This is a genomic window from Mesorhizobium ciceri biovar biserrulae (genome assembly GCF_001618845.1).
Taxonomy (GTDB): Bacteria; Pseudomonadota; Alphaproteobacteria; order Rhizobiales; family Rhizobiaceae; genus Mesorhizobium; species Mesorhizobium ciceri.
The window spans coordinates 1,372,592-1,396,911 of sequence record NZ_CP015064.1; the positions used below are offsets into that span (position 1 = coordinate 1,372,592).

Genomic DNA, 24,320 nt, shown 5'->3' on the forward strand with positions numbered 1-24,320 from the left:
AAGGTTTGTTCCCTTGCTTCAACAAAGTTCCTTTGGCGGACTTCGTTGGGAGCCGGCATCGCGATCACGGCGCGGTGCTGGAACATTGACGCCCTTGTGCTGTTAGGACGCCCGACAGCCCGCGTGTCCCATGGGGCAACGCCGATCAAAGGAGATTTCAATGTCTCAGTCGCAAACGACCACCGACCACGACGAAATTCGCAAGTGGGCCGAGGAGCGGGACGGCCGGCCGGCAGTGGTGCGCACAAAAGGCGAGGGCGGCATCCTGCGGATCGACTTCGGTGAGCCTGAGGAAGCATTCGAGCCCATCGAATGGGACGAGTTCTTCCGGATATTCGACGAGAACGATCTGGCCTTTCTGTATCAGGCCAAGACCGGGGAGGGGAAAGCCAGCCGTTTCAACAAATTCGTCGAGCGCGATCAGAAGGACTGATGACACAAGCCAAGCGGCTGATCTGTACGGCCCAGTTTTCGAGATGTGGTCAACAATGACGGCCCCGCGGCTTACCACTTCAGCCTGAGAGGGAGGGTAAAACTAATGCATCAGGTTTGCGCCGCGGGTTTTCGCCATCTCTCGCATGATGCCGTTGAGCCAGTTTTCAGTGGATTGACCAAGCTGTCTGCGGTCGACATCCCGGATCGCTTGCTCGAGCGTCCTCTCGACGAGCCGATCCGATGCGTCGACGTCTCCCAGCAAAAGGCGAGCCGCAAGTCGCAGTTTAGGCAAAAGCGCGAAGACATCGTCGGACGGGTCCGGCGTGGAACTCGCCCGCCCCGGTGCCTGCGGGGGAAAGAGTGCGTTGAACACCGCCTGGCTGCCCGAGGATTTCCGCAGATTGCTGGCGTAGCGGAGATGGTCGGGAATGGCGATGTCGTCATCGCCACTGAAGAACACGAAGGGGACACCCCGGCGCATCAACTCATCGGCGATTGGAAACACGCGTCGGCCATTGAGATTGACGTCGAGGATTGCAGCTTCGGCCGTCCCGGTGTGTTTGGAAGCCTGTTCGACGGTTGCAGCGGGACCAAGGATTATGGCGCCCATATTGCTGAAGAACCGCGCAAGATCTCCCGCCAGCGTCCATTCGTCTTCGACTATCAGAATATGCAGCCCCCGCAGGTCGCGCACATCGTCATCCTTTCTTGGAACGGAGGTTAGCATGCAGCGCATTCGCTTCCCGAATTCTGTCATCCAGGGCCGCCTGCAACCGCTTCGCAAGCATCAGCATGCGATCCGGGACGGGCCCCGCATCGGAATCTGCTAGCGATCCAGGCGCCCCTGACACCACTGGCGCTCGGAGTTTTATGTCAGCAGAGCGTTTCGTCATTGAACCACCATTGATATCGGGTTCAACGTCATCCCTGACGTCTTGTTCCATACGTCTTGCGCGCTATATGGTTATGTCCTGTTCGATCCGGCCTTGAGGAGACTTCATGTCGGGTCGGCGAAAGGGGGACATGCCGTGACTGCCCGATCGACTAGATTTCCCATCGTTGGCATCGGCGCGTCCGCGGGTGGCATTCCCGCGATGGAAGGCTTGTTCAAAGGCGTTACCAGCCAGCCCGGCATGGCGTTCATCATCATCACGCATCTCAGCCCGAAGCGAGAAAGTCTGTTGCATGAAGTTGTCAGCCGCTACACCGAGATGCCTGTCGTTGTGGCCGAGGATGGCATAGCTGTTGTACCTGACCACGTCTACGTGATGCCACAAAACGTCACTCTGGCGATCGCCAACGGTGTGCTGCGCCTGCGGCGGCCCAACGGGCTTACCCAAGAGCGCAAACCCGTCGACATCTTCTTTAGTGCGCTCGCTGAAGACCAGGGCGAATATGCCGTGGGCGTCATTCTGTCGGGCGGTGATTCCGATGGAACGCTGGGCGCCAAGGCGATCAAGGAGCGGGGTGGCCTCACTGTCGCGCAAGCGCACGACGGCTACGGGCCGCGCAATCCCGACATGCCACAGAGCGCTATTGCCAGCGGGCTCGTCGACGTCGCTGTGCCCGCCGAGGAGATCGGGGCGAAGCTGGAGGCTTTCGCCCGCGGCTTCGACACGCTGGAAGGGCTGGCGGAAGAAGATGGCGACCATACGGCCGACATCGATAAGGTGCGAGAACAGATATACGCCATTCTGCGCAGCCACTCCGGCCACGACTTCTCGGGCTACAAGACCAAGACATTTCTGCGCCGCGTGAAGCGACGCATGCAGATCGCCCAGGTCCATTCCATCAGCGCCTATATAGACTGGCTGAAGAAAGATGCTCGCGAGGTGATGAACCTTTTTCGCGATCTGCTGATCAATGTCACCAACTTCTTTCGCGACCCCGATGCCTTCGAGTTGCTCGAGCGAAAGATCATACCGCAGTTGTTCGAAGGCAAGACCGCCAGCGACACCGTCAGGGTCTGGGTTCCCGGATGCGCCACGGGCGAGGAGGTGTTCTCCATCGGCATCCTGCTGCGCGAACACATGGAGACGCTTACGGTCGTTCCGCGCGTCCAGATATTTGCCACCGACATAGACGAGCCTGCGCTGGCGGTGGCCCGGGCGGCACGCTATCCCGAAGCCCTGCTGCAAGGGCTTTCACCCGAACGCCGACAGCGGTTCTTCAACGGCGACGGAGAGAGCTATGTCATTAGCAACGAGATACGGGAACTGTGCATCTTCTCGCCGCACAGCGTCATTCGCGATCCGCCTTTCTCGCGCATGGATCTGGTCTCCTGCCGCAATCTGCTGATCTATTTCGGCCCGAGCATCCAGAGCCGTGTCATCCCTGTCTTTCACTATGCATTGAAGCCCGGCGGTTACCTGTTCCTCGGCACCTCCGAAAGCGTTGGGCAGCACGACAATCTGTTTGCCACTGTCGACAAGAAACATCGTCTCTTCCAGGCGCGCGAGCATGCCTCGCCGCATATCAGGCTGCCCGCCTTGATCGGTGAGAGCCGTTCCGGCGTCTTTCCCTCTGAAAGCGCCGGCTTAAGGAAGGGAGCCGCCGGTTATCCGCTGCGCCAGGCTGTCGAGGCGCAGGTGCTGGAGCGCTTCGCTCCGCCGCATGTCCTGGTCAACGCCGAGGGCGATGTCGTCTATTATTCGGCCAAGACCGGCAGATATCTCGAAGCGCCGCAAGGGATTCCCAGCCGGCAGTTGCTGACGATGGCTAGGCGTGGGCTGCGACTGGACCTCCGCGCCGCGTTGCGGGAAGCGACGACCACGCGCCGCACAGTGGTGCGGGAAAACCTCATCGTAGAGGAAGACGACGAACGGGTCCAGCCGATCAAGCTCACGATCGAACCGCTCACCGAACGTGGCAATGGCGAGCCGCTTTATCTCGTCCTGTTCGAACCGTCGGGGCCGACCCAGGCCCGCTCAGAGGAAGACGGCGGCGGCCGTGACAGTGACAGCACCGCCGATCTCGAGCGGGAGCTGCGCGACACCAGGGAGCGCCTGCAATCGACGATCGAGGAATACGAGACCGCGCTGGAGGAGGTCAAATCGTCGAACGAGGAACTCGTCTCCGTCAATGAGGAGGCGCAGTCCACCAACGAGGAACTCGAAGCCTCGAAGGAGGAGATGCAGTCGCTCAACGAGGAGCTCAACACGATCAACGCCGAGTTGACGGCCAAGATAGAGGAGCTCGACCACGCCAACGGCGATCTGCGCAACCTGTTCGAAAGCACCGACATCGCGACCATTTTCCTCGACCGCAGCCTTGTGGTCCGTACCTTCACGCCGGCGGCGTCATCCTTCTTCAGCCTGCGTCCCTCCGATGTCGGCCGGCCGCTGACGGATCTGTCTAGCCAGCTCGACTACCCCGAGTTGAAGCAGCACATCGACAAGGTCTTCGAGACAGGCGAGATCCTGAATCACCATCTGGCACGCGATGCCAGGGGCCTGTTCCACATGGTCCGCATCAATCCCTATCGCGACAAGGGCAACAGGATCCAGGGCGTAGTGGTGACACTTGTCGATGTCACCACTCTGGCACAGGCGGAAGAGCATCAGCAGGTGCTCATCTCGGAACTCAACCATAGGGTCAAGAACATGCTTGCGGTGATCGCCAGCATTGCAAGCCGCACGCGGGAAAGTTCTGATACGAAGGAGGAGTTCGCGGATGCGCTGATCGGCCGCCTGCATGCCATGTCGCGGGCCTACGGCCTGCTGACCCGGGAGAGATGGAAGGAAGCCTCGGTCAGGGAAATGCTCCAGCAGGAGCTCGAACCATTCGGCATCGAGCGGATCGAACTCGATGGCAAGGATGTCAAACTAGGTCCGCAACAGGGGCTTTCCCTGAGTATGGCCATCCATGAACTGGCCACCAACGCGGCCAAGTATGGCGCTTTGTCAAAAACCGACGGCAAGGTCAGTGTGCAATGGTCGATCGACGATGACAGTTTCACATTTGGCTGGCGAGAAAAGGACGGCCCTCCTGTCAAGGCGCCGTTAGACAATGGCTTTGGGCTGACCTTGTTGCAGGGTGAAATTGATTACAGGCTGGGCGGCCATGTCGAGACCGCGTTCCACAAGGACGGCCTCAGCGTCCAGATTGCGTTTCCGGCAAACCACAAGGAGGCGCCGTGAGCGACAGGCCGCGCGTTCTGGTGGTCGAGGACGAATGGCTGATCGCCGAAGACGTCGCGTCTCGCCTGCGTGCGGCGGGTTATCCCGTGATCGGCCCGGTCTCGTCGGTCGCCGCGGCTCGTCAACTTATCGATGCAGGCAAAGTCGACGTGGCGCTGCTGGACATTCAATTGAACGGTGAAACAAGTCTGCCCGTGGCCGAAACACTGTTGGCTCGCGGTATCCCCTTCGCCTTCATGACCGGATTTGGGCCCCGTGACGTTCCCAAACCCTTCCGAAACTGCAAATTCGTGCCGAAGCCGGCAGGCGACGCTGCCCTTCTCAACACCCTGGCCGACCTGGCATCGCTTCGTCCCGACACGCATTCTCCGTGATTTCAGGCAGTGCTGGCCTCGATCGATCCGGTGACTCCGGCCCGCCCGATTTAGGGTTCATTCGACTGTGAACACCTCAGGGACCGCGAAGTGGAACAACTCAAGTCCGTGCGAGTTCGGTAGCCGTGCAGCGTCATCGCTCCCCTCGTTTGATGCTGGACGATCGGGTCCCCCTCAGCCTGATCCGCTCGCGCTTTCTGTTGGAAAGCGCGAGCCTTTAATCATCTCGACGATCATGTTTTTGGACCGGGTGGGAACAACGTACCGGTTCGGCAGTTCGGCGTGCAGGAGGAACAAAATGCAATTCGCCGAAGAAATCGCGCTCAGGCGCGTAAAAATGCTGGTCGAACAATATGTTGTCGCCAGGAGCAGGAGATATGATTTCGTCTCGACGGAACTTGCCTGCAAAGCCATCCGCCAGGTCGTACGAAGTCCGATTGAAGATGCCGAACTGGACCATCTGCTGGCCAGAAGCGCCGTCAAGCAAGGGCTTTCGGTGCGGTTCGACCGAATAGGTCATTGGCAGGCGGCTTCGCCCGAACTCCAGGAGAAGTCAGCATGAGAGCAGTGCTATTGATGTCGGCGGCATTGCTCGCCTTGGCGGGGTGCAACGATAATGCCGATCCAGCCAAGTCCAAGACGGATACTACGAACAGCCAACCGGTCGACAAGAATCCCACTACCGACACCGACCCGACACCGCAGACCAGCACCGGCGGCGAGCAGCAAGGTACGCAGCCAACCCAGCCGGCATCTCCAAAGCCAAGTGGCGGCTAGGCCAAGTGGCGGCTACGGTCGCTTCTGTGCCCAACGGCGGGGTCGCCGGACACGTCTCTCCGGCCGGGACCGAGGCCTCCGGCCTCAGCAAACAATTCTTACGGGAACGGACTTGACGGCCGGAACGTGGGCCTCCTTGGCGCGATGCCATAGGGGCACCAGGGGATTGAGTTCCGGATAATAGCCGGCGCAGTTGCCTTGCGGCACGGAATAGGGTGTCACACGAAGGCCGCGCACACGCCGCTCCACACCGTCATCGGCATGCGTTTCGAGATCGATCTGCTGCCCCGCGGTCAGTCCGAACCGCTGGATGTCGGCCTCATTCATCAGCAACACCATGCGTGTACCGTGGATGCCGCGCAACCTGTCATCATAACCGTAGACGGTCGTGTTGAACTGGTCGTTGGATCGCACTGTGATCAGCGTCAGCACCTTTTGGCCCGAGACATCGATATCGGGATCTGTCTCCAGCGTGGTGGGCGGCTTGAAATTGGCCTTCTTGTTCGGCGTTTCCCAAATTCGCTTCGATGCCTTGATGTCGCGATGGAAGCCTCCGGGTGTCAGGAACCGCTTGTTGAACTGGCGGAAATGCTGTGGAAAGCAGCGCTCGATCTCATCACGGATGCGAGAATAGTCGGCAATCCACTTATCCCAAGGGATCGAACTCATGTCTGGCACGGTGGCCTTGGCCAGCTCCGCGACGATCTTCGGTTCCGAAAGCAGGTTTGGCGAAACCGGCGGGCGCGATCCAAAGGACCCATGGATGCAGGCGGTCGAATCCTCCATGGAAACGGTCTGATCGCCGCTTGCCTGGCGATCTCTTTCTAACCGGGACAGGCAGGGCAACAGATAGGTTACTGCCCCCGGCAGGAGATGACTTCGGTTGAGCTTGGTCGCGATTTCGACATGCAGGCCAAGTCTGCGCCAGGCTTTCTCAACGAGGCCGGTTTCGGGCACGGCGCGGACGAAATTACCACCCAGGCCGACAAAGCCTTTCACCGAGCCGGCGATGACGCCTTCGCAAGTCTCGACCGTATCGAGGCCCTTCTCGCGCGGGGGCTCGAATGCATAGAACTCGGCGAATTTGTCGAGCGGAACGAGTTCAGGTTTTTCGGATATGCCGACGGTGCGCTGGCCCTGGACGTTGGAATGACCCCGCAGGGGCGAAATGCCGGCGCCGGGTTTTCCCATATTGCCCCGCATCAGCAGCAGATTGCACAACATCTGCACGTTTTCGGTGCCATGCCTGTGCTGTGTCAGACCCATGCCATAGTTGCCGATCACCGCATTGGACCGGCTGTAGACTTCGGCGACATGCTCCAGATCCGGTCGCGCAATGCCCGACCGGGCGACGATGTCATCCCACGCGGCAGCGCGCAGATAGGCCTCGAATTCGGCGAAACCATGCGTATGTTCCGCGATAAACCCGATATCGAGGATACGCGAGCTTCCCTGCTCGCGGGCCGCATCGTCGAGCGCGAGCACAGCCTTGGCGATGCCGGTCATGGCGGCGATATCGCCGCCGCCGCGGACCTGGAAGAAGTCGCTGGACATTTTCGTGCCGGGCCCCGGCGACAGCATGTCAACGGGATTCTGCGGGTTCTTGAAGCGCTTGAGCCCTCGCTCCGGCAAGGGGTTGAAGGTGAACACCGGCACATTGCGTTCACGGGCCTCCTGCAGCGGGTGCAACAGCCGCGGCGCCGTCACCCCGGTGTTGTGGCCGAAGAAGAACATCATGTCGCATTGCGAAAAGTCTTCGAGTTGTACGGTTCCAACCGGCGAGCCGATTGATCTGGGAAGCCCGACCGAGGTCGATTCGTGACACATGTTGGAAGAATCGGGCAGGTTCGACGAACCGTAGATGCGCGCGAACAGCTGATACATGAAGGAAGCCTCCAAAGAGGCCCGGCCGGACGTATAGAAAACCACCGATTTCGGATCGAGGCGCCGAAGTTCCATGCCGATCTCGGCGAAGGCTTCATTCCAGGACACCGGCTCGTAGCGGTCGGTGACGGCATTGTAGCGCAACGGATCGGTCAGTCGGCCCTGCTTTTCCAGCTCGCAATCCGGCCAATCGAGCAGTTCGGTGACGGAATGTCGTGCAAAGAAATCGGGGCCGCAGCGCAGCTTCGTCTGATCCCACAGCGTGGCCTTGGCGCCATTTTCGCAAAACTCGAAAGGCCGCGGCTCTGCCGGCTTGGCCCATGAGCATGAAACGCACATATAGCCGTCTGCCTTGTTCTGCTTGAGCAGAGTGCTCCATATCCCAGACATCAGAAGGCCTTCGCCATAGGCTTTACGGATCAAGGAAGACAGGGATCCCCAGCCGCCCGTCGGGTGGTCGTATTTCTTGATTTCGACATGATCGGTAACGGCAGGTTTCATGGCAGAACCTTGCAAGTGCGACTACCAAACCTCGCCGCTCGTTGATTGTTCCCCGCTGCCGGGATGGGAACGTCGCTGGTTCAATCCAATCCCGCCAATCCCGGATCGCCCCACCGCTGGAGGCCAGGCCGGCAAGCGCCAGACCCGGTCCTCACTGAGGGCGCTTGCCTGTGGAACTATTTCCGTCATGGGCTGTTCGGCGATGGAAGGAGCCGCAAATGGAGCGACGCAACGCAATAATCTCGCTGGTGATAGCGGCGGTCATCATTGTCGGTTTCGTCGTCGGCTTTTTCTACGTTGACATGGGATGGCAGACCTCGCCGCTGAAACGCGCGCCGGAGCAGAACCAGGGCGGCAATGCCCCGGCGGATACCGCCCCGGCTGCCGGCGTCCAGAAAAATCCCAGGGAAAACACGGAAATGCCGGGGCAACAGTGATCGATGGCTGGCAGCAACAGGGGAGGGTGACCTGGCCGTGACGCTGTCGAACTGAGATCAACACAGCACCGATCTGGAGTGCGGATGATGGGCATCCTTTCCGACCTCGACAAGAAGCTGACGGACAATATGTACGAGCATGGCAGCGAACTCACCGATGCGGTTTCGGATCTGCCGGAAGCAGTTGTGGAAGCGGTCGAGCGGCTGATGTTTTTCATCCAGCCCGACGCGCGCGACACAGTCAGAAGTCAGGTTCTCGGCCTCATTCACGAATACGGAATCCAAGACGCTTCGAGCGGGGATCGCCCCGATTGACGTTCAGCACCCCACTAGCAATCGAAACCCGATTGAGACCGCCTCGTGCTCCGGATCGGGAGCCGCGGTTGTTGACGGACTCGTCGAGCGCTCTAGATCAGATTCACGCCGGCCGCGGTTTGTTGCGTCGGGGAGACTATTCTGTGGCGCACCAAACGCCTGATTTGATCGTTAGCCGCCGCTATCTCAGGCTTGACTGCTTGTGCCTGCTTTTGCTGATGCTCTCGGCATGCTCATCTCCCGATCAGATCGAGCAGCAATCACGAACCGTGGCGTCCGCATCGCAGACCGTGTTGATGGCGCTGGACGCCTGGGCGGCAGGGGCGGCGCCGACCGCATACACGGTGGACACGCTGCAATCGATCGGCAAGACGCTTGCCGATGTCGGGGCGCAAATCCGGTCCGCCGAAATCAGTGAACCCACCGAGCAAGCTTCTCTGACAAAAGCAGTCAATGATTTGTCGGTCGGGGTGACGCGTGCCGAGGCCGGACTGCAGGCAGATGACCGGCTGGAAGTCCAAGACGCGCAACAGGATTTACGGCTGGCGTCGCGTGCGCTCGCTACCGCCTACGCCAAGTATTTCGCGCCGAAGCCATGAAAAAGCTCATGGAAATATCCCTCGGCGTCGTCACCAGCGTCGGCGGCTTCCTCGAAGTTGGGTCCATGGCGACGGCGGCGCAGGCAGGCGCGATGTTTGGCTTCCAGTTGATCTGGGCGGTGGTGCTTGGCACCGTCTGCATCATCTTCCTTGTCGAAATGTCCGGCCGGTTCGCGGCCGTGAGCCATCACACGATCTCCGACGGCATCCGCGAAAGGTTCGGTTTCAACGTCTTTCTATGGCCGTTGCTTGCCGCCTTGCTGGTCAATTTCCTGGTGCTGTCCGCAGAGATCGGCGGCGTTGCCATCGCGCTCGAACTTGCCACGGGCATAGGCTTCCAGTGGTGGGCACTGCCGGTGGCTTTGCTGGCGTGGCTGCTGCTCTGGAAAGGCACGTTCGGCGTCATCGAGAAGGGCGTGTCGTTTCTCGGTCTGGTGACGCTGTGTTTCGTCGTCGGAGCGGTGATGCTGAGACCTGATTGGACGGCAGTCGCAAGGGGCGCCGTGCCTTCGCTGCCGGTCCACGATGCCGCCAATTACTGGTTCATGGCGGTCAGCATTCTGGGCGCCTCGATATCGCCCTACCTGTTCATGTTCTATTCCTCGGGGGCCATCGAGGACCGGTGGGACAAAAGCTATCTCGGCGCCAATCGGGCCATAGCGGGGTTGGGCATGACCTTCGGGGGCACCATCTCGATCGGCGTGTTGATCGTGGCCGCTCTCGTGCTCGCCACGCATGGCGTCACCCAGGTGGACGACTATCACCAATTGCCGTTGATGCTGATCCCCATATTCGGCTTCTGGGGCTTCGTGCTGTTTGTTGCTTCTCTCGCCATCGCCTGCTTCGGCGCCGCACTCGAGGTCGGGTTGCAACAGGCCTATCTTGTGGCCCAAGGATTCGGCTGGAATTGGGGCGAGGATCGCAAGCCGCGCGACGATCCGGGTTTCAGCGCCATCTACACGATATCATTGCTGTTGGCGGCTATTCCCATCGCGCTTGGTCTTGACCCGCTGAGGCTCACCATCTTTTCCATGGCGCTGACGGCTGCCAGCCTTCCGCTGACCGTCGTTCCGTTCCTGTTTCTGCTGAACGACAAACGTTATGTCGGCGAGCATCGCAACGGCATTTTGTCAAATGCCGCCGTCATCTTCATCATCGCGCTTGGCTTCGTACTGGCGGTGGTGACCATCCCGCTGCAGATATTCGGAGGCACATGATGAAGTTGCTGCGTGATCTCCTGGACAAGCAGGTGGTCGACCGCGAGCAGGTCAAGGTCGGTAAGGTCGACGGTTTGGTGGCGCAGTTGCGGCCTGGCAAGCCGCCTCGAATCATTGCCATCGAACTCGGCTCCATCACCCTGGCGCGTCGCCTCGGCGCACGGCCCGGGCGCTGGATGGCGCGGCTCGCGGTCAAGCTGGGTGGCAAGCAGCATGGCGAACCTCATCGGATCGCCTGGCGCAAGGTGAAAGATATCGGCATCGATATCGAGTTCGACATCGATGTGCGAGAAACGTCGATCTTCGCCTGGCAGGACTGGTTGCGCGACCATATCATCGGGCGCATTCCGGGAGCTTGATGATGATCACGGTCAATCTCGAGCATCTGGCGGGGCGGCGCGTACTCTCGCAGCGCGGCAAGAATGTCGGTTATATCGAGGAGATCCGCGCCGAACGGGATGGTGACGATTTCGTCGTCACCGAATTCCACGTCGGGGTCTACGCTGCTTTCGAGCGTCTTTCGGCTTCGGCCATAGGCGTGGCGGTGCTGGATCTTTTCCGATTGCGCCGCCGCGACGGTCTATACCGCATTCCTTGGGACAAGCTCGACATCTCCGATCCCGCGCGACCGCGGCTGCTGTGCCCAATGACCGAACTCTCAGGCATGAAGGACGCGCCAGACCTCCAGGAATAGGTCGTGGGTGCTGCATCGTCGGGATTAGTCTCAGCGCAGCATGCTTGCCGCCAGGAAAACCACGGCTGCTGTCAAAACGACAGCTGCAATCACCAACACCGGCCAGTTGCCGCCAGGCCGCAGTTCCGGCTCGCCTTCGACCGGACGCATGGCATTGGCAAAGCTGGCATCGTTTTCGAATTTTGGACGAGTGCGCGGCGGACTTGTCTTAGCGACCGGATTTTGTGTGTCCGCGGCCTCTGCGTCTGTCTCAAGCGGGGCAATGGCGGGATCGAACCCCGGCGTCTTGTCGTGCGTTGCTCCTGCCTGAACTTCGCCTCTGGCCGCGGCAGGCGTGAGACCTGAAACCTTAGCCATAATCTCTCCCCTTCGAACCAATCTCGGCAGTATCGCACTTGCAGGCGCCAGCGGAACCAAGCTTGCATGCACTGAGGCGACCCGCCACGGTCAGACTTGCTCGCTCAGCAGAATCCTGGCGTCCTTGGCCGCAACGATGAACGCCTGTCGTGCCGCCCTTGTCGGCTTTTCGCCTCGCATGACGGCAAGGCACGCTCTGATCGCGGCAAGACGCCTCTCGGATGTCGGCTTTGGCCAGTCCCGCAGCAGCACTTCGGCTGCGTCCGACACCGAAACCACAACCCTGTCGCGGTCTATCCGGCCAGGTTGAATGACAATCGGCTTTCTGAAATGTCCAGTACGCACATGCCTCTCCAGCGGGATGCACTCTATTCGACACGCCGCTGCAAGAGTGCGCGTCGCGACGCGCTTTAACTCCGCAACCGTCGGTTTGTTCCAGAGCACCTGGCGTTTGAAACAACTAGCCGATGGCCATCCGTGCGCGCCCGTCCCAAGACTTACAACAGGTCCTTGCGAAGGAAGATTCGTACATGCCCTGGAATTCCGAATTCGACTTTGCCGAATTCCTCGAACCCATGCTGCATGTAGAATAGCGGCGCCTGGAAACTGCTTGTCTCGACCACGGCTTTTTTGCAGCCACGCTGGTTCATGGTGCCGGCGTTCCTGTCGCCTGTCACTTCTCCACATTTTCCGTCGATGTGGCAGATCTCACGCGAGATAATCCGGCAGCCTCATGCGTGGATCGTGGTGCTGCCGGGCCTGCAGGCATGTCGTCTGGGTATCGGAACAAAGCGCATCTTGGCCTGCTAGGGCGACGCATCCCAGGCAAGGACAAAGCCGATGAAAACACGACAATTTTTCGCATCGCTCGCCGCTGCTTCCATTCTTCTCGCCGTGCCTGCTTTTGCTGCCGACAGCGCCCAGGCCTTCGTCGACAAGGCTGCCATCGGCGGCAAGTTCGAAGTCGACTCGAGCCAGATTGCCTTGGGCAAGGTTCAGGACCAGAGCATCAAGGACTTCGCCCAGATGATGATCCGCGATCACGGCGCGGCCAATGCCAAGCTGGCAACGGTGGCCGGCGAACAAAAATTGAAAGTGCCGTCGGCGCTTGATGCCCAGCACCAGGGCGATCTCGACAAGCTCAAGAATGCGCAGGCACCGATCGATCCAGCCTATGTCGACATGCAGCGCAAGGCGCATGCCGACGCCGTCAAGCTGTTTGAAACCTATGCCAGCGGCGGCGACAACGCCGGGCTCAAGACATTCGCCCAGCAAACGGTCGATACGCTGAAGACGCACCAGCAGATGATCGAAAAGATCGCAGCCGGGCAGGACGCCATCACGGGAGCGACAACCCCGGCGGTGAAGACCGACAACACCCCCAATGCCGCCGCTCTCGTTCCCGGCGCAAACAGCTTCACCGAAGCCCAGGCCAAGAGCCGCATCGAGGGTGCAGGCTATACCAACGTGTCGAAGCTTACCAAGGACGACCAGGGCATCTGGCGGGGCCATGCCACCAAGGCAGGCGAAAGCCTCGCCGTCGGCCTGGACTATCAGGGCAACGTCGTTGCCGCCAGCAAGTGAGCACGGATCAGGAGAAATCAATGAAAACGGTAACTGGACTGTTCGACAATTATGACGACGCGGCCGACGCGGTCCGCGAACTGGAAGCCACGGGCGTCCCGCATGCGAACATCAGCATCGTCGCCAACAACTCGGATGACTGGTACGAGGGCGACCGTTCGGAGGCTGCCGAGGATGCCGGGGCTGGCGCGGGGATTGGAGCCGTGATCGGCGGTGCCGGCGGATTGCTGACAGGGCTGGGGGTCATGGCCATCCCGGGCGTCGGACCTGTGGTCGCGGCGGGTTGGCTCGCCGCCACCGCGACAGGTGTCGTTGCCGGGGCGGTGGCAGGCGGTGCGGTCGGAGGCATTGTCGGCGGTCTGACGGAGTCCGGCGTGCCCGAGAACGATGCCCACGTGTATGCGGAGGGCGTACGCCGCGGCGGCACGTTGGTCACGGCCAGGGTGGACGATGAACTCATTGCAAATGCCGAGGAAATTCTGGGGCAATCCAGATCGGTCGATCTTGCCGAACGCCGCAGGGCTTACGAGGCTGGCGGCTGGACCGGCTTCGATGCCAATGCCGGCGAATATATCCCTGATGAGACCGATCGCGACAGCGCTCGGACGATCAATCGGCCTTGAACGAGGAGGTGTGGTCGCACGTACCGAACGACGAGGTTTCACGAAGTGCTACGGAGCTTGTGGGACAGATGTTCGAGTTGCCCGGCTTCAAGATCTCCGTGAGCAAGGGCATGAAGCTTCCCGGCTGTCCGGCGCGTTAAGTGATCTCAGTTGAATCCCCGACCGTTCAAGCGAACTGGCTGGCTGTCGGGTTGGCGTGCTGCACGAAAAGTACTCAGCGATCAAGGTGCGGTGTTGGTATGGTGGTGCGCTGGCGGGCTCTGGTCACGCTGAGCCGCACGTCTGCCGCCTGGCTCATATCGGGCGCGCCTTTTCGATCTCACAACTCGATTCTAGTGACTGTGGCTCCCCTTATGTTCGACTATTAACTGTTCGGCCAAGTTGGGCGTTGACGCTTCCTCTCTATAAGAGTTAATAATCTCCTAATATAAGAAGCATCTAAAGTTCGTGGTCGAAAGCCACGAGTTTGACGATGTAGGTTGGGTAGGGAACGTAGCGTGACGACCAGTCGTCGCGTCCAGCAGCATCGGGTCAATATCCGTCCGTGAATGGCCAGCTTGAGGCGGCTGTTCCAAGCGCGGCGGTGTGCCTGGATGAGGGCGAAAATTCATGCCTGCCTGGATTCGCGCGGTTTTTCTTCGGCTGGAAGCAGCCGGTCGTTCAGTACTGTCGATAAAACAGATGAGGCGTCTGTTCTTAAAAGGGGGGTTGAAAAATGGCTACTCAGGTCACCGGTGCCGGCGGCACCACGACGTCTTTCTCCAACACGCCGCAGGCGAAGGATGACCTGTTCAATCTCACCGAGGATACGGTCGTCCTCGCGTCAGGTTCGCAAACCATCATAGTTCTCGATGTGATGGCGAACGATCTGGGTGGAAACGCAAAGTCCCTTTTTTCGGTGGACGACGGGATTTCCGCGTCGACGGCCACGAAGCAATACGCGCCGATCGACCTGACGAACCAGGACGTCCAGTCAACAGGCATTTCAAACTGGGAAAGCATCGGCGACGGCGTTTTGATTCGCATCAACAACGGCAAGGTCGAAATGGACCTCAGCGGGTATCTGGCGGCGCATGGTTTCGCGAACCTGCAAGCCATGGGTGCGGGCGACCAGATCAACGAGACTTTCACCTATGCGATCAAGCTTGGTGGCGGAACGCTGAGCTGGGCCAGCGTGTCGGTCAACATTCAGGGAACCAATGACGGCGCAATCATAACCGCCGTCCCCGGCGCAGACCTGACTGTAGTGGAGGCCGGCGGTGTTGCCAATGGCACGCTGAATGATCCCAACGCCAGTGGACAGCTGATCATCACCGACCCCGATGTCGGCCAGAATCATTTCCAGACTCCAACTTCCTCAAGCCTGCAGGGCACTTACGGCGCCTTCACCTTCGATACGACAACTGGTGTGTGGGCCTATACGCTCAATCAGGCACTTGCGGATCCATTGACGCAGGGCCAGCATGTCACCGACACTCTGACGGTAAAATCGGCGGATGGAAGCGCCAGCTACAATATCGTTGTCAATATTACCGGTACCAACGACGCCGCCGTTCTGTCGGCCGATGTCCGTAATCTTACGGAAGGCAATACAGCCGCGGCAATCAGCACCTCGGGCACACTCACCATCTCCGACGTCGACAGCCCGGCAACCTTCGTCGCCCAGGCCGCAACCCTCGGAACCTATGGCACCTTCGCCATCAATGCGGCCGGCGCCTGGACCTACACGGCATCCTCGGCCCATGACGAGTTCGCCGCCGGCACCACCTACACCGACACCTTCAATGCCGTCAGTGCCGACGGCACCGCCACAACGGTGACCATCCACATCCTGGGCACCAACGACGCAGCCGTGCTGTCGGCCGATGTGCGCGACCTGACCGAAGCCGATACCGCAGCGGCGATCTCGACCTCGGGCACGCTGACCATCTCCGACATCGACAGCGATCCCCACTTCGTGCCCCAGGTGGCTGCCGCAGGCAGCTACGGCACCTTCGACCTCGATGCCAACGGCAACTGGACCTACACGGCATCCTCGGCCCATGACGAGTTCGTCGCCGGCACCACCTACACCGACACCTTCAATGTCGTCAGCGCCGACGGCACCGCCACAACGGTGACCATCCACATCCTGGGCACCAACGACGCAGCCGTGCTGTCGGCCGATGTGCGCGACCTGACCGAAGCCGATACCGCAGCGGCGATCTCGACCTCGGGCACGCTGACCATCTCCGACGTCGACAGCGATCCCCACTTCGTGCCCCAGGTGGCTGCCGCAGGCAGCTACGGCACCTTCGACCTCGATGCCAACGGCAACTGGACCTACACGGCATCCTCGGCCCATGACGAGTTCGCCGCCGGCACCACCTACACCGACACCTTCAATGCCGTCAGCGCCGACGGCACCGCCACAACGGTGACCATCCACATCCTGGGCACCAACGACGCAGCCGTGCTGTCGGCCGATGTGCGCGACCTGACCGAAGCCGATACCGCAGCGGCGATCTCGACCTCGGGCACGCTGACCATCTCCGACGTCGACAGCGATCCCCACTTCGTGCCCCAGGTGGCTGCCGCAGGCAGCTACGGCACCTTCGACCTCGATGCCAACGGCAACTGGACCTACACGGCATCCTCGGCCCATGACGAGTTCGCCGCCGGCACCACCTACACCGACACCTTCAATGTCGTCAGCGCCGACGGCACCGCCACAACGGTGACCATCCACATCCTGGGCACCAACGACGCAGCCGTGCTGTCGGCCGATGTGCGCGACCTGACCGAAGCCGATACCGCAGCGGCGATCTCGACCTCGGGCACGCTGACCATCTCCGATGTCGACAGCGATCCCCACTTCGTGCCCCAGGTGGCTGCCGCAGGCAGCTACGGCACCTTCGACCTCGATGCCAACGGCAACTGGACCTACACGGCATCCTCGGCCCATGACGAGTTCGTCGCCGGCACCACCTACACCGACACCTTCAATGCCGTCAGTGCCGACGGCACCGCCACAACGGTGACCATCCACATCCTGGGCACCAACGACGCAGCCGTGCTGTCGGCCGATGTGCGCGACCTGACCGAAGCCGATACCGCAGCGGCGATCTCGACCTCGGGCACGCTGACCATCTCCGATGTCGACAGCGATCCCCACTTCGTGCCCCAGGTGGCTGCCGCAGGCAGCTACGGCACCTTCGACCTCGATGCCAACGGCAACTGGACCTACACGGCATCCCCGGCCCATGACGAGTTCGCCGCCGGCACCACCTACACCGACACCTTCAATGCCGTCAGTGCCGACGGCACCGCCACAACGGTGACCATCCACATCCTGGGCACCAACGACGCAGCCGTGCTGTCGGCCGATGTGCGCGACCTGACCGAAGCCGATACCGCAGCGGCGATCTCGACCTCGGGCACGCTGACCATCTCCGATGTCGACAGCGATCCCCACTTCGTGCCCCAGGTGGCTGCCGCAGGCAGCTACGGCACCTTCGACCTCGATGCCAACGGCAACTGGACCTACACGGCATCCTCGGCCCATGACGAGTTCGTCGCCGGCACCACCTACACCGACACCTTCAATGCCGTCAGTGCCGACGGCACCGCCACAACGGTGACCATCCACATCCTGGGCACCAACGACGCAGCCGTGCTGTCGGCCGATGTGCGCGACCTGACCGAAGCCGATACCGCAGCGGCGATCTCGACCTCGGGCACGCTGACCATCTCCGATGTCGACAGCGATCCCCACTTCGTGCCCCAGGTGGCTGCCGCAGGCAGCTACGGCACCTTCGACCTCGATGCCAACGGCAACTGGACCTACACGGCATCCTCGGCCCATGACGAGTTCGTCGCCGGCACCACCTACACCGACACCTTCAATGCCGTCAGTGCCGACGGCACCGCCACAACGGTGACCATCCACATCCTGGGCACCAACGACGCAGCCGTGCTGTCGGCCGATGTGCGCGACCTGACCGAAGCCGATACCGCAGCGGCGATCTCGACCTCGGGCACGCTGACCATCTCCGATGTCGACAGCGATCCCCACTTCGTGCCCCAGGTGGCTGCCGCAGGCAGCTACGGCACCTTCGACCTCGATGCCAACGGCAACTGGACCTACACGGCATCCTCGGCCCATGACGAGTTCGCCGCCGGCACCACCTACACCGACACCTTCAATGCCGTCAGTGCCGACGGCACCGCCACAACGGTGACCATCCACATCCTGGGCACCAACGACGCAGCCGTGCTGTCGGCCGATGTGCGCGACCTGACCGAAGCCGATACCGCAGCGGCGATCTCGACCTCGGGCACGCTGACCATCTCCGATGTCGACAGCGATCCCCACTTCGTGCCCCAGGTGGCTGCCGCAGGCAGCTACGGCACCTTCGACCTCGATGCCAACGGCAACTGGACCTACACGGCATCCTCGGCCCATGACGAGTTCGCCGCCGGCACCACCTACACCGACACCTTCAATGCCGTCAGTGCCGACGGCACCGCCACAACGGTGACCATCCACATCCTGGGCACCAACGACGCAGCCGTGCTGTCGGCCGATGTGCGCGACCTGACCGAAGCCGATACCGCAGCGGCGATCTCGACCTCGGGCACGCTGACCATCTCCGATGTCGACAGCGATCCCCACTTCGTGCCCCAGGTGGCTGCCGCAGGCAGCTACGGCACCTTCGACCTCGATGCCAACGGCAACTGGACCTACACGGCATCCTCGGCCCATGACGAGTTCGTCGCCGGCACCACCTACACCGACACCTTCAATGCCGTCAGTGCCGACGGCACCGCCACAACGGTGACCATCCACATCCTGGGCACCAACGACGCAGCCGTGCTGTCGGCCGATGTGCGCGACCTGACCGAAGCCGATACCGCAGCGGCGATCTCGACCTCGGGCACGCTGACCATCTCCGATGTCGACAGCGATCCCCACTTCGTGCCCCAGGTGGCTGCCGCAGGCAGCTACGGCACCTTCGACCTCGATGCCAACGGCAACTGGACCTACACGGCATCCTCGGCCCATGACGAGTTCGCCGCCGGCACCACCTACACCGACACCTTCAATGCCGTCAGTGCCGACGGCACCGCCACAACGGTGACCATCCACATCCTGGGCACCAACGACGCAGCCGTGCTGTCGGCCGATGTGCGCGACCTGACCGAAGCCGATACCGCAGCGGCGATCTCGACCTCGGGCACGCTGACCATCTCCGATGTCGACAGCGATCCCCACTTCGTGCCCCAGGTGGCTGCCGCAGGCAGCTACGGCACCTTCGACCTCGATGCCAACGGCAACTGGACCTACACGGCATCCTCGGCCCATGACGAGTTCGTCGCCGGCACCACCTACACCGACACCTTCAATGCCGTCAGTGCCGACGGCACCGCCACAACGGTGACCATCCACATCCTGGGCACCAACGACGCAGCCGTGCTGTCGGCCGATGTGCGCGACCTGACCGAAGCCGATACCGCAGCGGCGATCTCGACCTCGGGCACGCTGACCATCTCCGATGTCGACAGCGATCCCCACTTCGTGCCCCAGGTGGCTGCCGCAGGCAGCTACGGCACCTTCGACCTCGATGCCAACGGCAACTGGACCTACACGGCATCCTCGGCCCATGACGAGTTCGTCGCCGGCACCACCTACACCGACACCTTCAATGCCGTCAGTGCCGACGGCACCGCCACAACGGTGACCATCCACATCCTGGGCACCAACGACGCAGCCGTGCTGTCGGCCGATGTGCGCGACCTGACCGAAGCCGATACCGCAGCGGCGATCTCGACCTCGGGCACGCTGACCATCTCCGATGTCGACAGCGATCCCCACTTCGTGCCCCAGGTGGCTGCCGCAGGCAGCTACGGCACCTTCGACCTCGATGCCAACGGCAACTGGACCTACACGGCATCCTCGGCCCATGACGAGTTCGCCGCCGGCACCACCTACACCGACACCTTCAATGCCGTCAGTGCCGACGGCACCGCCACAACGGTGACCATCCACATCCTGGGCACCAACGACGCAGCCGTGCTGTCGGCCGATGTGCGCGACCTGACCGAAGCCGATACCGCAGCGGCGATCTCGACCTCGGGCACGCTGACCATCTCCGATGTCGACAGCGATCCCCACTTCGTGCCCCAGGTGGCTGCCGCAGGCAGCTACGGCACCTTCGACCTCGATGCCAACGGCAACTGGACCTACACGGCATCCTCGGCCCATGACGAGTTCGCCGCCGGCACCACCTACACCGACACCTTCAATGCCGTCAGTGCCGACGGCACCGCCACAACGGTGACCATCCACATCCTGGGCACCAACGACGCAGCCGTGCTGTCGGCCGATGTGCGCGACCTGACCGAAGCCGATACCGCAGCGGCGATCTCGACCTCGGGCACGCTGACCATCTCCGATGTCGACAGCGATCCCCACTTCGTGCCCCAGGTGGCTGCCGCAGGCAGCTACGGCACCTTCGACCTCGATGCCAACGGCAACTGGACCTACACGGCATCCTCGGCCCATGACGAGTTCGTCGCCGGCACCACCTACACCGACACCTTCAATGCCGTCAGTGCCGACGGCACCGCCACAACGGTGACCATCCACATCCTGGGCACCAACGACGCAGCCGTGCTGTCGGCCGATGTGCGCGACCTGACCGAAGCCGATACCGCAGCGGCGATCTCGACCTCGGGCACGCTGACCATCTCCGATGTCGACAGCGATCCCCACTTCGTGCCCCAGGTGGCTGCCGCAGGCAGCTACGGCACCTTCGACCTCGATGCCAACGGCAACTGGACCTACACGGCATCCTCGGCCCATGACGAGTTCGTCGCCGGCACCACCTACACCGACACCTTCAATGCCGTCAGTGCCGACGGCACCGCCACAACGGTGACCATCCACATCCTGGGCACCAACGACGCAGCCGTGCTGTCGGCCGATGTGCGCGACCTGACCGAAGCCGATACCGCAGCGGCGATCTCGACCTCGGGTACGCTGACCATCTCCGACGTCGACAGCCCCGCAACCTTCGTCACCCAGGCCGCAACCGTCGGAACCTATGGCACCTTCGCCATCAATGCGGCCGGCGCCTGGACCTACACCGCCTCTTCGGCCCACGACGAGTTCGTCGCCGGCCAGCATTACACCGAGAATTTCGACGTGGTCAGTGCCGACGGCACCCACACCTCGGTGCATATCGATATCCTCGGCACCAATGATGCGGCCGTGCTCTCGTCTGCCTCGGTCAATCTGACCGAAGGCAATACGGCGGCGGTGATCAGCACTTCGGGCACGCTCACCATCTCCGACGTCGACAGCCCCGCAACCTTCGTCACCCAGGCCGCAACCGTCGGAACCTATGGCACCTTCGCCATCAATGCGGCCGGCGCCTGGACCTACACCGCCTCTTCGGCCCACGACGAGTTCGTCGCCGGCCAGCATTACACCGAGAATTTCGACGTGGTCAGTGCCGACGGCACCCACACCTCGGTGCATATCGATATCCTCGGCACCAATGATGCGGCCGTGCTCTCGTCTGCCTCGGTCAATCTGACCGAAGGCAATACGGCGGCGGTGATCAGCACTTCGGGCACGCTCACCATCTCCGACGTCGACAGCCCCGCAACCTTCGTCACCCAGGCCGCAACCGTCGGAACCTATGGCACCTTCGCCATCAATGCGGCCGGCGCCTGGACCTACACCGCCTCTTCGGCTCATGACGAGTTCGTCGCCGGCCAGCATTACACCGAGAATTTCGACGTGGTCAGTGCCGACGGCACCCACACCTCGGTGCATATCGATATCCTGGGCACCAATGATGCGGCCGTTCTGTCATCCGCATCGGTCAACCTGACCGAAGGCAATACGGCGGCGGTGATCAGCACTTCGGGCACGCTCACCATCTCCGACGTCGACAGCCCCGCAACCTTCGTCACCCAGGCCGCAACCGTCGGAACCTATGGCACCTTCGCCATCAATGCGGCCGGCGCCTGGACCTACACCGCCTCTTCGGCCCACGACGAGTTCGTCGCCGGCCAGCATTACACCGAGAATTTCGACGTGGTCAGTGCCGACGGCACCCACACCTCGGTGCATATCGATATCCTCGGCACCAGCGACAACGGCGCACCAGTCGCTGTCGCCGATACCAATTGGGCGAAAGAAGACACCAACACAAGCGCAACTGGCAACGTGCTTCAGACACTCGTGCATGCCGGTGCACCGTCGGGAACGTTCTCGGACCATGCTGATACCGATCCTGATGCCGATACACTGGCTGTCTCCGCGCTCTCCGGCGGCATCGACAACGGCACCACATTCACCAGGACCGGAACTTACGGCTCGCTTGTAATCACCAAGGCGACCGGGGCCTACACCTATACTTTGGCGAATGCCCAAGCCGATGTGCAGGCCCTGGCAGCGGGCCAGACCGTCACGGATAGCTTCACCTACACCGTCTCGGATGGGCATGGCGGAACAACATCGGCCAACCTGGCTGTGACGGTCTTCGGCACGGACGAAGTTACTCCCGGGCTAATCACCTTGGTAGCAGATGGCAAACAGGGGAATAACGCTGACCCAAGTACCGTTACCATAACGTTTACTACGGCCGTCCATACGAATTTTGCCAATCTATCCGACGTAATGCACGTTTCCGGCCCTGCAAATGTAACAGTGATAAATGGGTCCGGCTTTTTCGTTGATTCGACACATTACCGGTTCCTCGTCGACAAAGGCGCAGGAAGCAGCAACGGATCGTCCTACACCCTTAATATCGATGCCGGAGCATTCTCGGATACGACCGGTCATACGAACGCAGCCGCCAGCCAAGGCGGCCTCAAGCCCGCCGGCACGTCCGGCGAGCCCATCAATCTCGCCTTGACCGACCCCTCGCATGAAGGTGCGCTCATCACCGTCACGGTGAAGGACGTGCCTTTGGGCTGGACCATCGACGGCGCAACCCATAACGCCGACGGAAGCTGGACGACACAGACCAACGACCTGCACGGGCTGACCGTCACCACACCGGCAAGTTTCACCGGCGCCGCGGTGCTCGACGTGCAGCTGACCTGGACCAATGCCGACGGCACGACGGGCAGCGCGTCGATCGCCGACAATGTCGAGGCCTACGCTCCGGGTTCGCCGATCTTTGCCTGGTCCGGCGACGACGTGCTGACCGGCTCCAGCGGCAACGACCTCTTCGTCTTCTCGCAGCCGATCGGCGCCGATACGGTGCATAATTTCGACGCCGCGGCCGACCAGATCGACCTCATCGGCTACAACGGACTGGCAAACTTTGCCGACCTACAGACCCATATCGCCGACGATGCCCACGGCAACGCGGTGATCACGCTGGGCGATGGGCAGTCGATCACGTTGGATGGCGTGCACTCGGGCGCGCTGACGGCAGGCAATTTCGTCTTCGACCAGACGCCGGTGGTCAACAATGCCGGCACCATGACGATCGGCGACGGCGCCTTGCTGCCGCTGAGCGGCATGATCAACAATAGCGGCCTTATCTCGCTGGACTCGACCGGCGGCGATACGCTGCTGCAAATCATCCAGCATGGTGTGACCCTGCAGGGTGGCGGGCAGATCCTGCTGTCCGACAGCGCCGCCAACGTGATCTCCGGCACGGGGCCGGACGTCACTCTGGTCAATGTCGACAACACGATATCGGGCGCCGGCCAGTTGGGCGGCGGGATGCTGAGCCTCGACAACCAGGGCACCATTATCGCCTCCGGCGCGAATGCGCTGGTCATCGATACGGGGGGCAGCGTCGTCACCAACTCCGGAACATTGGAGGCGACCGGTTCAGGTGGACTGACGATCACCGGCGGGCTGGCGAATTCCGGCATGCTGTTGGCCAATGGCGGCGACATCGTCATCCATGGCCAGGTCACCGGCGACGGCGATGCCACGATCGGCAACCTGTCGAAGCTTGAGTTCGGCAGCGCCTCGTCGACGGATGTCACCTTCGCGCACGATGCGGCCGGCACGCTGCAGCTCGACGATTCCTTCGATTTCAGCGGGCGGATCGGCGGCATCACCAATGACGACAGGCTTGAGCTCGAGGACATCCTGTTCGGCGCGGGAACGACGGCCGTCTACCAGGCAAACCAGGATGGCAGCGGCGGAACGCTGACCGTTTCGGACGGCACCCACGGTACCGCGCTGCATCTGGTCGGCAGCTACGATGCGAACGGCTTCAAGCTTGCCGATGACGGCCAAGGCCATACCGCCGTTTCGTACAATCCGGCGGAATTCACGCTGACGGGCGTTGGCAATGGAGCAATTTCAAGCGACTTCGTTGTGTGAACCAAAAGGCCGCCGCCAGCGGCGGCCCACCTGGCCTGA

At 61.7% G+C, this 24,320-nt stretch carries 18 protein-coding genes; 14 read left to right on the forward strand and 4 right to left on the reverse strand.

Going from position 1 to position 24,320, the window contains the following annotated elements; all coding sequences use genetic code 11:
• Window positions 1–160: 160 nt before the first annotated feature.
• A complete protein-coding gene (locus tag A4R29_RS06090) occupies window positions 161–433 on the forward strand; it encodes a hypothetical protein (RefSeq protein WP_013533191.1) in 273 nt (90 codons plus the stop codon).
• 102 nt (window positions 434–535) lie between these two features.
• On the opposite strand, the gene A4R29_RS06095 is transcribed toward A4R29_RS06090, so the two are convergent.
• A complete protein-coding gene (locus tag A4R29_RS06095; RefSeq protein WP_063173598.1) occupies window positions 536–1,129 on the reverse strand; it encodes a response regulator in 594 nt (197 codons plus the stop codon).
• Window positions 1,130–1,463: 334 nt separating this feature from the next.
• Between A4R29_RS06095 and A4R29_RS06100 the strand changes: the two genes are divergently transcribed.
• From A4R29_RS06100 to A4R29_RS32820, 4 genes are all read left to right on the forward strand, one after another.
• The gene (locus A4R29_RS06100) at window positions 1,464–4,574 is read left to right on the forward strand and encodes a CheR family methyltransferase (RefSeq protein ID WP_063171481.1); all 3,111 of its coding nucleotides are present in this window, start codon (window positions 1,464–1,466) and stop codon (window positions 4,572–4,574) included.
• A complete protein-coding gene (locus A4R29_RS06105; RefSeq protein ID WP_063171482.1) occupies window positions 4,571–4,948 on the forward strand; it encodes a response regulator in 378 nt (125 codons plus the stop codon). Before A4R29_RS06100 ends, A4R29_RS06105 begins: the two co-directional genes overlap by 4 nt.
• Window positions 4,949–5,246: 298 nt before the next feature.
• The gene (locus A4R29_RS06110) at window positions 5,247–5,510 is read left to right on the forward strand and encodes a hypothetical protein (protein WP_013533187.1); all 264 of its coding nucleotides are present in this window, start codon (window positions 5,247–5,249) and stop codon (window positions 5,508–5,510) included.
• Window positions 5,507–5,725 (forward strand): hypothetical protein, encoded by a 219-nt coding sequence (locus A4R29_RS32820; RefSeq protein ID WP_082827335.1) that lies wholly within the window; start codon window positions 5,507–5,509, stop codon window positions 5,723–5,725. Before A4R29_RS06110 ends, A4R29_RS32820 begins: the two co-directional genes overlap by 4 nt.
• A gap of 84 nt (window positions 5,726–5,809) precedes the next feature.
• On the opposite strand, the gene A4R29_RS06115 is transcribed toward A4R29_RS32820, so the two are convergent.
• Complete coding sequence (locus A4R29_RS06115) at window positions 5,810–8,110, reverse strand: FdhF/YdeP family oxidoreductase (protein ID WP_024502371.1); 2,301 nt, start codon at window positions 8,108–8,110, stop codon at window positions 5,810–5,812.
• 218 nt (window positions 8,111–8,328) lie between these two features.
• On the opposite strand from A4R29_RS06115, the gene A4R29_RS06120 reads away from it, so the two are divergent.
• The 6 genes from A4R29_RS06120 to A4R29_RS06145 all read left to right on the forward strand — a co-directional run bounded on the left by A4R29_RS06120 (window position 8,329) and on the right by A4R29_RS06145 (window position 11,372).
• A complete protein-coding gene (locus A4R29_RS06120; RefSeq protein ID WP_013533184.1) occupies window positions 8,329–8,547 on the forward strand; it encodes a hypothetical protein in 219 nt (72 codons plus the stop codon).
• Window positions 8,548–8,631: 84 nt separating this feature from the next.
• Window positions 8,632–8,862, forward strand: a complete 231-nt coding sequence (locus A4R29_RS06125; RefSeq protein WP_013533183.1) for a hypothetical protein — start codon at window positions 8,632–8,634, stop codon at window positions 8,860–8,862.
• A gap of 143 nt (window positions 8,863–9,005) precedes the next feature.
• Entirely contained in the window at window positions 9,006–9,461 is a 456-nt protein-coding gene (locus A4R29_RS06130; protein WP_082827336.1) for a hypothetical protein, read from the forward strand.
• Window positions 9,458–10,678 (forward strand): NRAMP family divalent metal transporter, encoded by a 1,221-nt coding sequence (locus A4R29_RS06135; RefSeq protein WP_063170167.1) that lies wholly within the window; start codon window positions 9,458–9,460, stop codon window positions 10,676–10,678. Before A4R29_RS06130 ends, A4R29_RS06135 begins: the two co-directional genes overlap by 4 nt.
• Window positions 10,678–11,037 carry a hypothetical protein gene (locus tag A4R29_RS06140; protein WP_063171484.1) on the forward strand — a complete coding sequence of 120 codons (360 nt, stop codon included), beginning with the start codon at window positions 10,678–10,680 and terminating at the stop codon, window positions 11,035–11,037. The genes A4R29_RS06135 and A4R29_RS06140 overlap by 1 nt, the downstream gene beginning before the upstream one ends.
• Complete coding sequence (locus tag A4R29_RS06145; RefSeq protein WP_244506918.1) at window positions 11,037–11,372, forward strand: hypothetical protein; 336 nt, start codon at window positions 11,037–11,039, stop codon at window positions 11,370–11,372. Before A4R29_RS06140 ends, A4R29_RS06145 begins: the two co-directional genes overlap by 1 nt.
• A 30-nt stretch (window positions 11,373–11,402) precedes the next feature.
• Here the strand turns inward: A4R29_RS06145 and A4R29_RS06150 are convergent, their stop codons facing one another.
• Together A4R29_RS06150 and A4R29_RS06155 are read right to left on the reverse strand one after the other, a co-directional pair.
• Complete coding sequence (locus A4R29_RS06150; protein WP_395316762.1) at window positions 11,403–11,789, reverse strand: hypothetical protein; 387 nt, start codon at window positions 11,787–11,789, stop codon at window positions 11,403–11,405.
• Between the two features lie 30 nt (window positions 11,790–11,819).
• Window positions 11,820–12,074 (reverse strand): DUF982 domain-containing protein, encoded by a 255-nt coding sequence (locus A4R29_RS06155; RefSeq protein WP_013533177.1) that lies wholly within the window; start codon window positions 12,072–12,074, stop codon window positions 11,820–11,822.
• Window positions 12,075–12,569: 495 nt separating this feature from the next.
• Between A4R29_RS06155 and A4R29_RS06165 the strand changes: the two genes are divergently transcribed.
• The 3 genes from A4R29_RS06165 to A4R29_RS34475 all read left to right on the forward strand — a co-directional run bounded on the left by A4R29_RS06165 (window position 12,570) and on the right by A4R29_RS34475 (window position 24,281).
• Complete coding sequence (locus A4R29_RS06165; protein ID WP_013533176.1) at window positions 12,570–13,313, forward strand: DUF4142 domain-containing protein; 744 nt, start codon at window positions 12,570–12,572, stop codon at window positions 13,311–13,313.
• A 20-nt stretch (window positions 13,314–13,333) separates the two neighbouring features.
• On the forward strand, window positions 13,334–13,936 hold the full coding sequence (locus A4R29_RS06170; protein ID WP_013533175.1) for a general stress protein: 603 nt from the start codon (window positions 13,334–13,336) through the stop codon (window positions 13,934–13,936).
• Window positions 13,937–14,651: 715 nt separating this feature from the next.
• Window positions 14,652–24,281 (forward strand): VCBS domain-containing protein, encoded by a 9,630-nt coding sequence (locus A4R29_RS34475; RefSeq protein ID WP_063171486.1) that lies wholly within the window; start codon window positions 14,652–14,654, stop codon window positions 24,279–24,281.
• Window positions 24,282–24,320 lie beyond the last annotated feature (39 nt).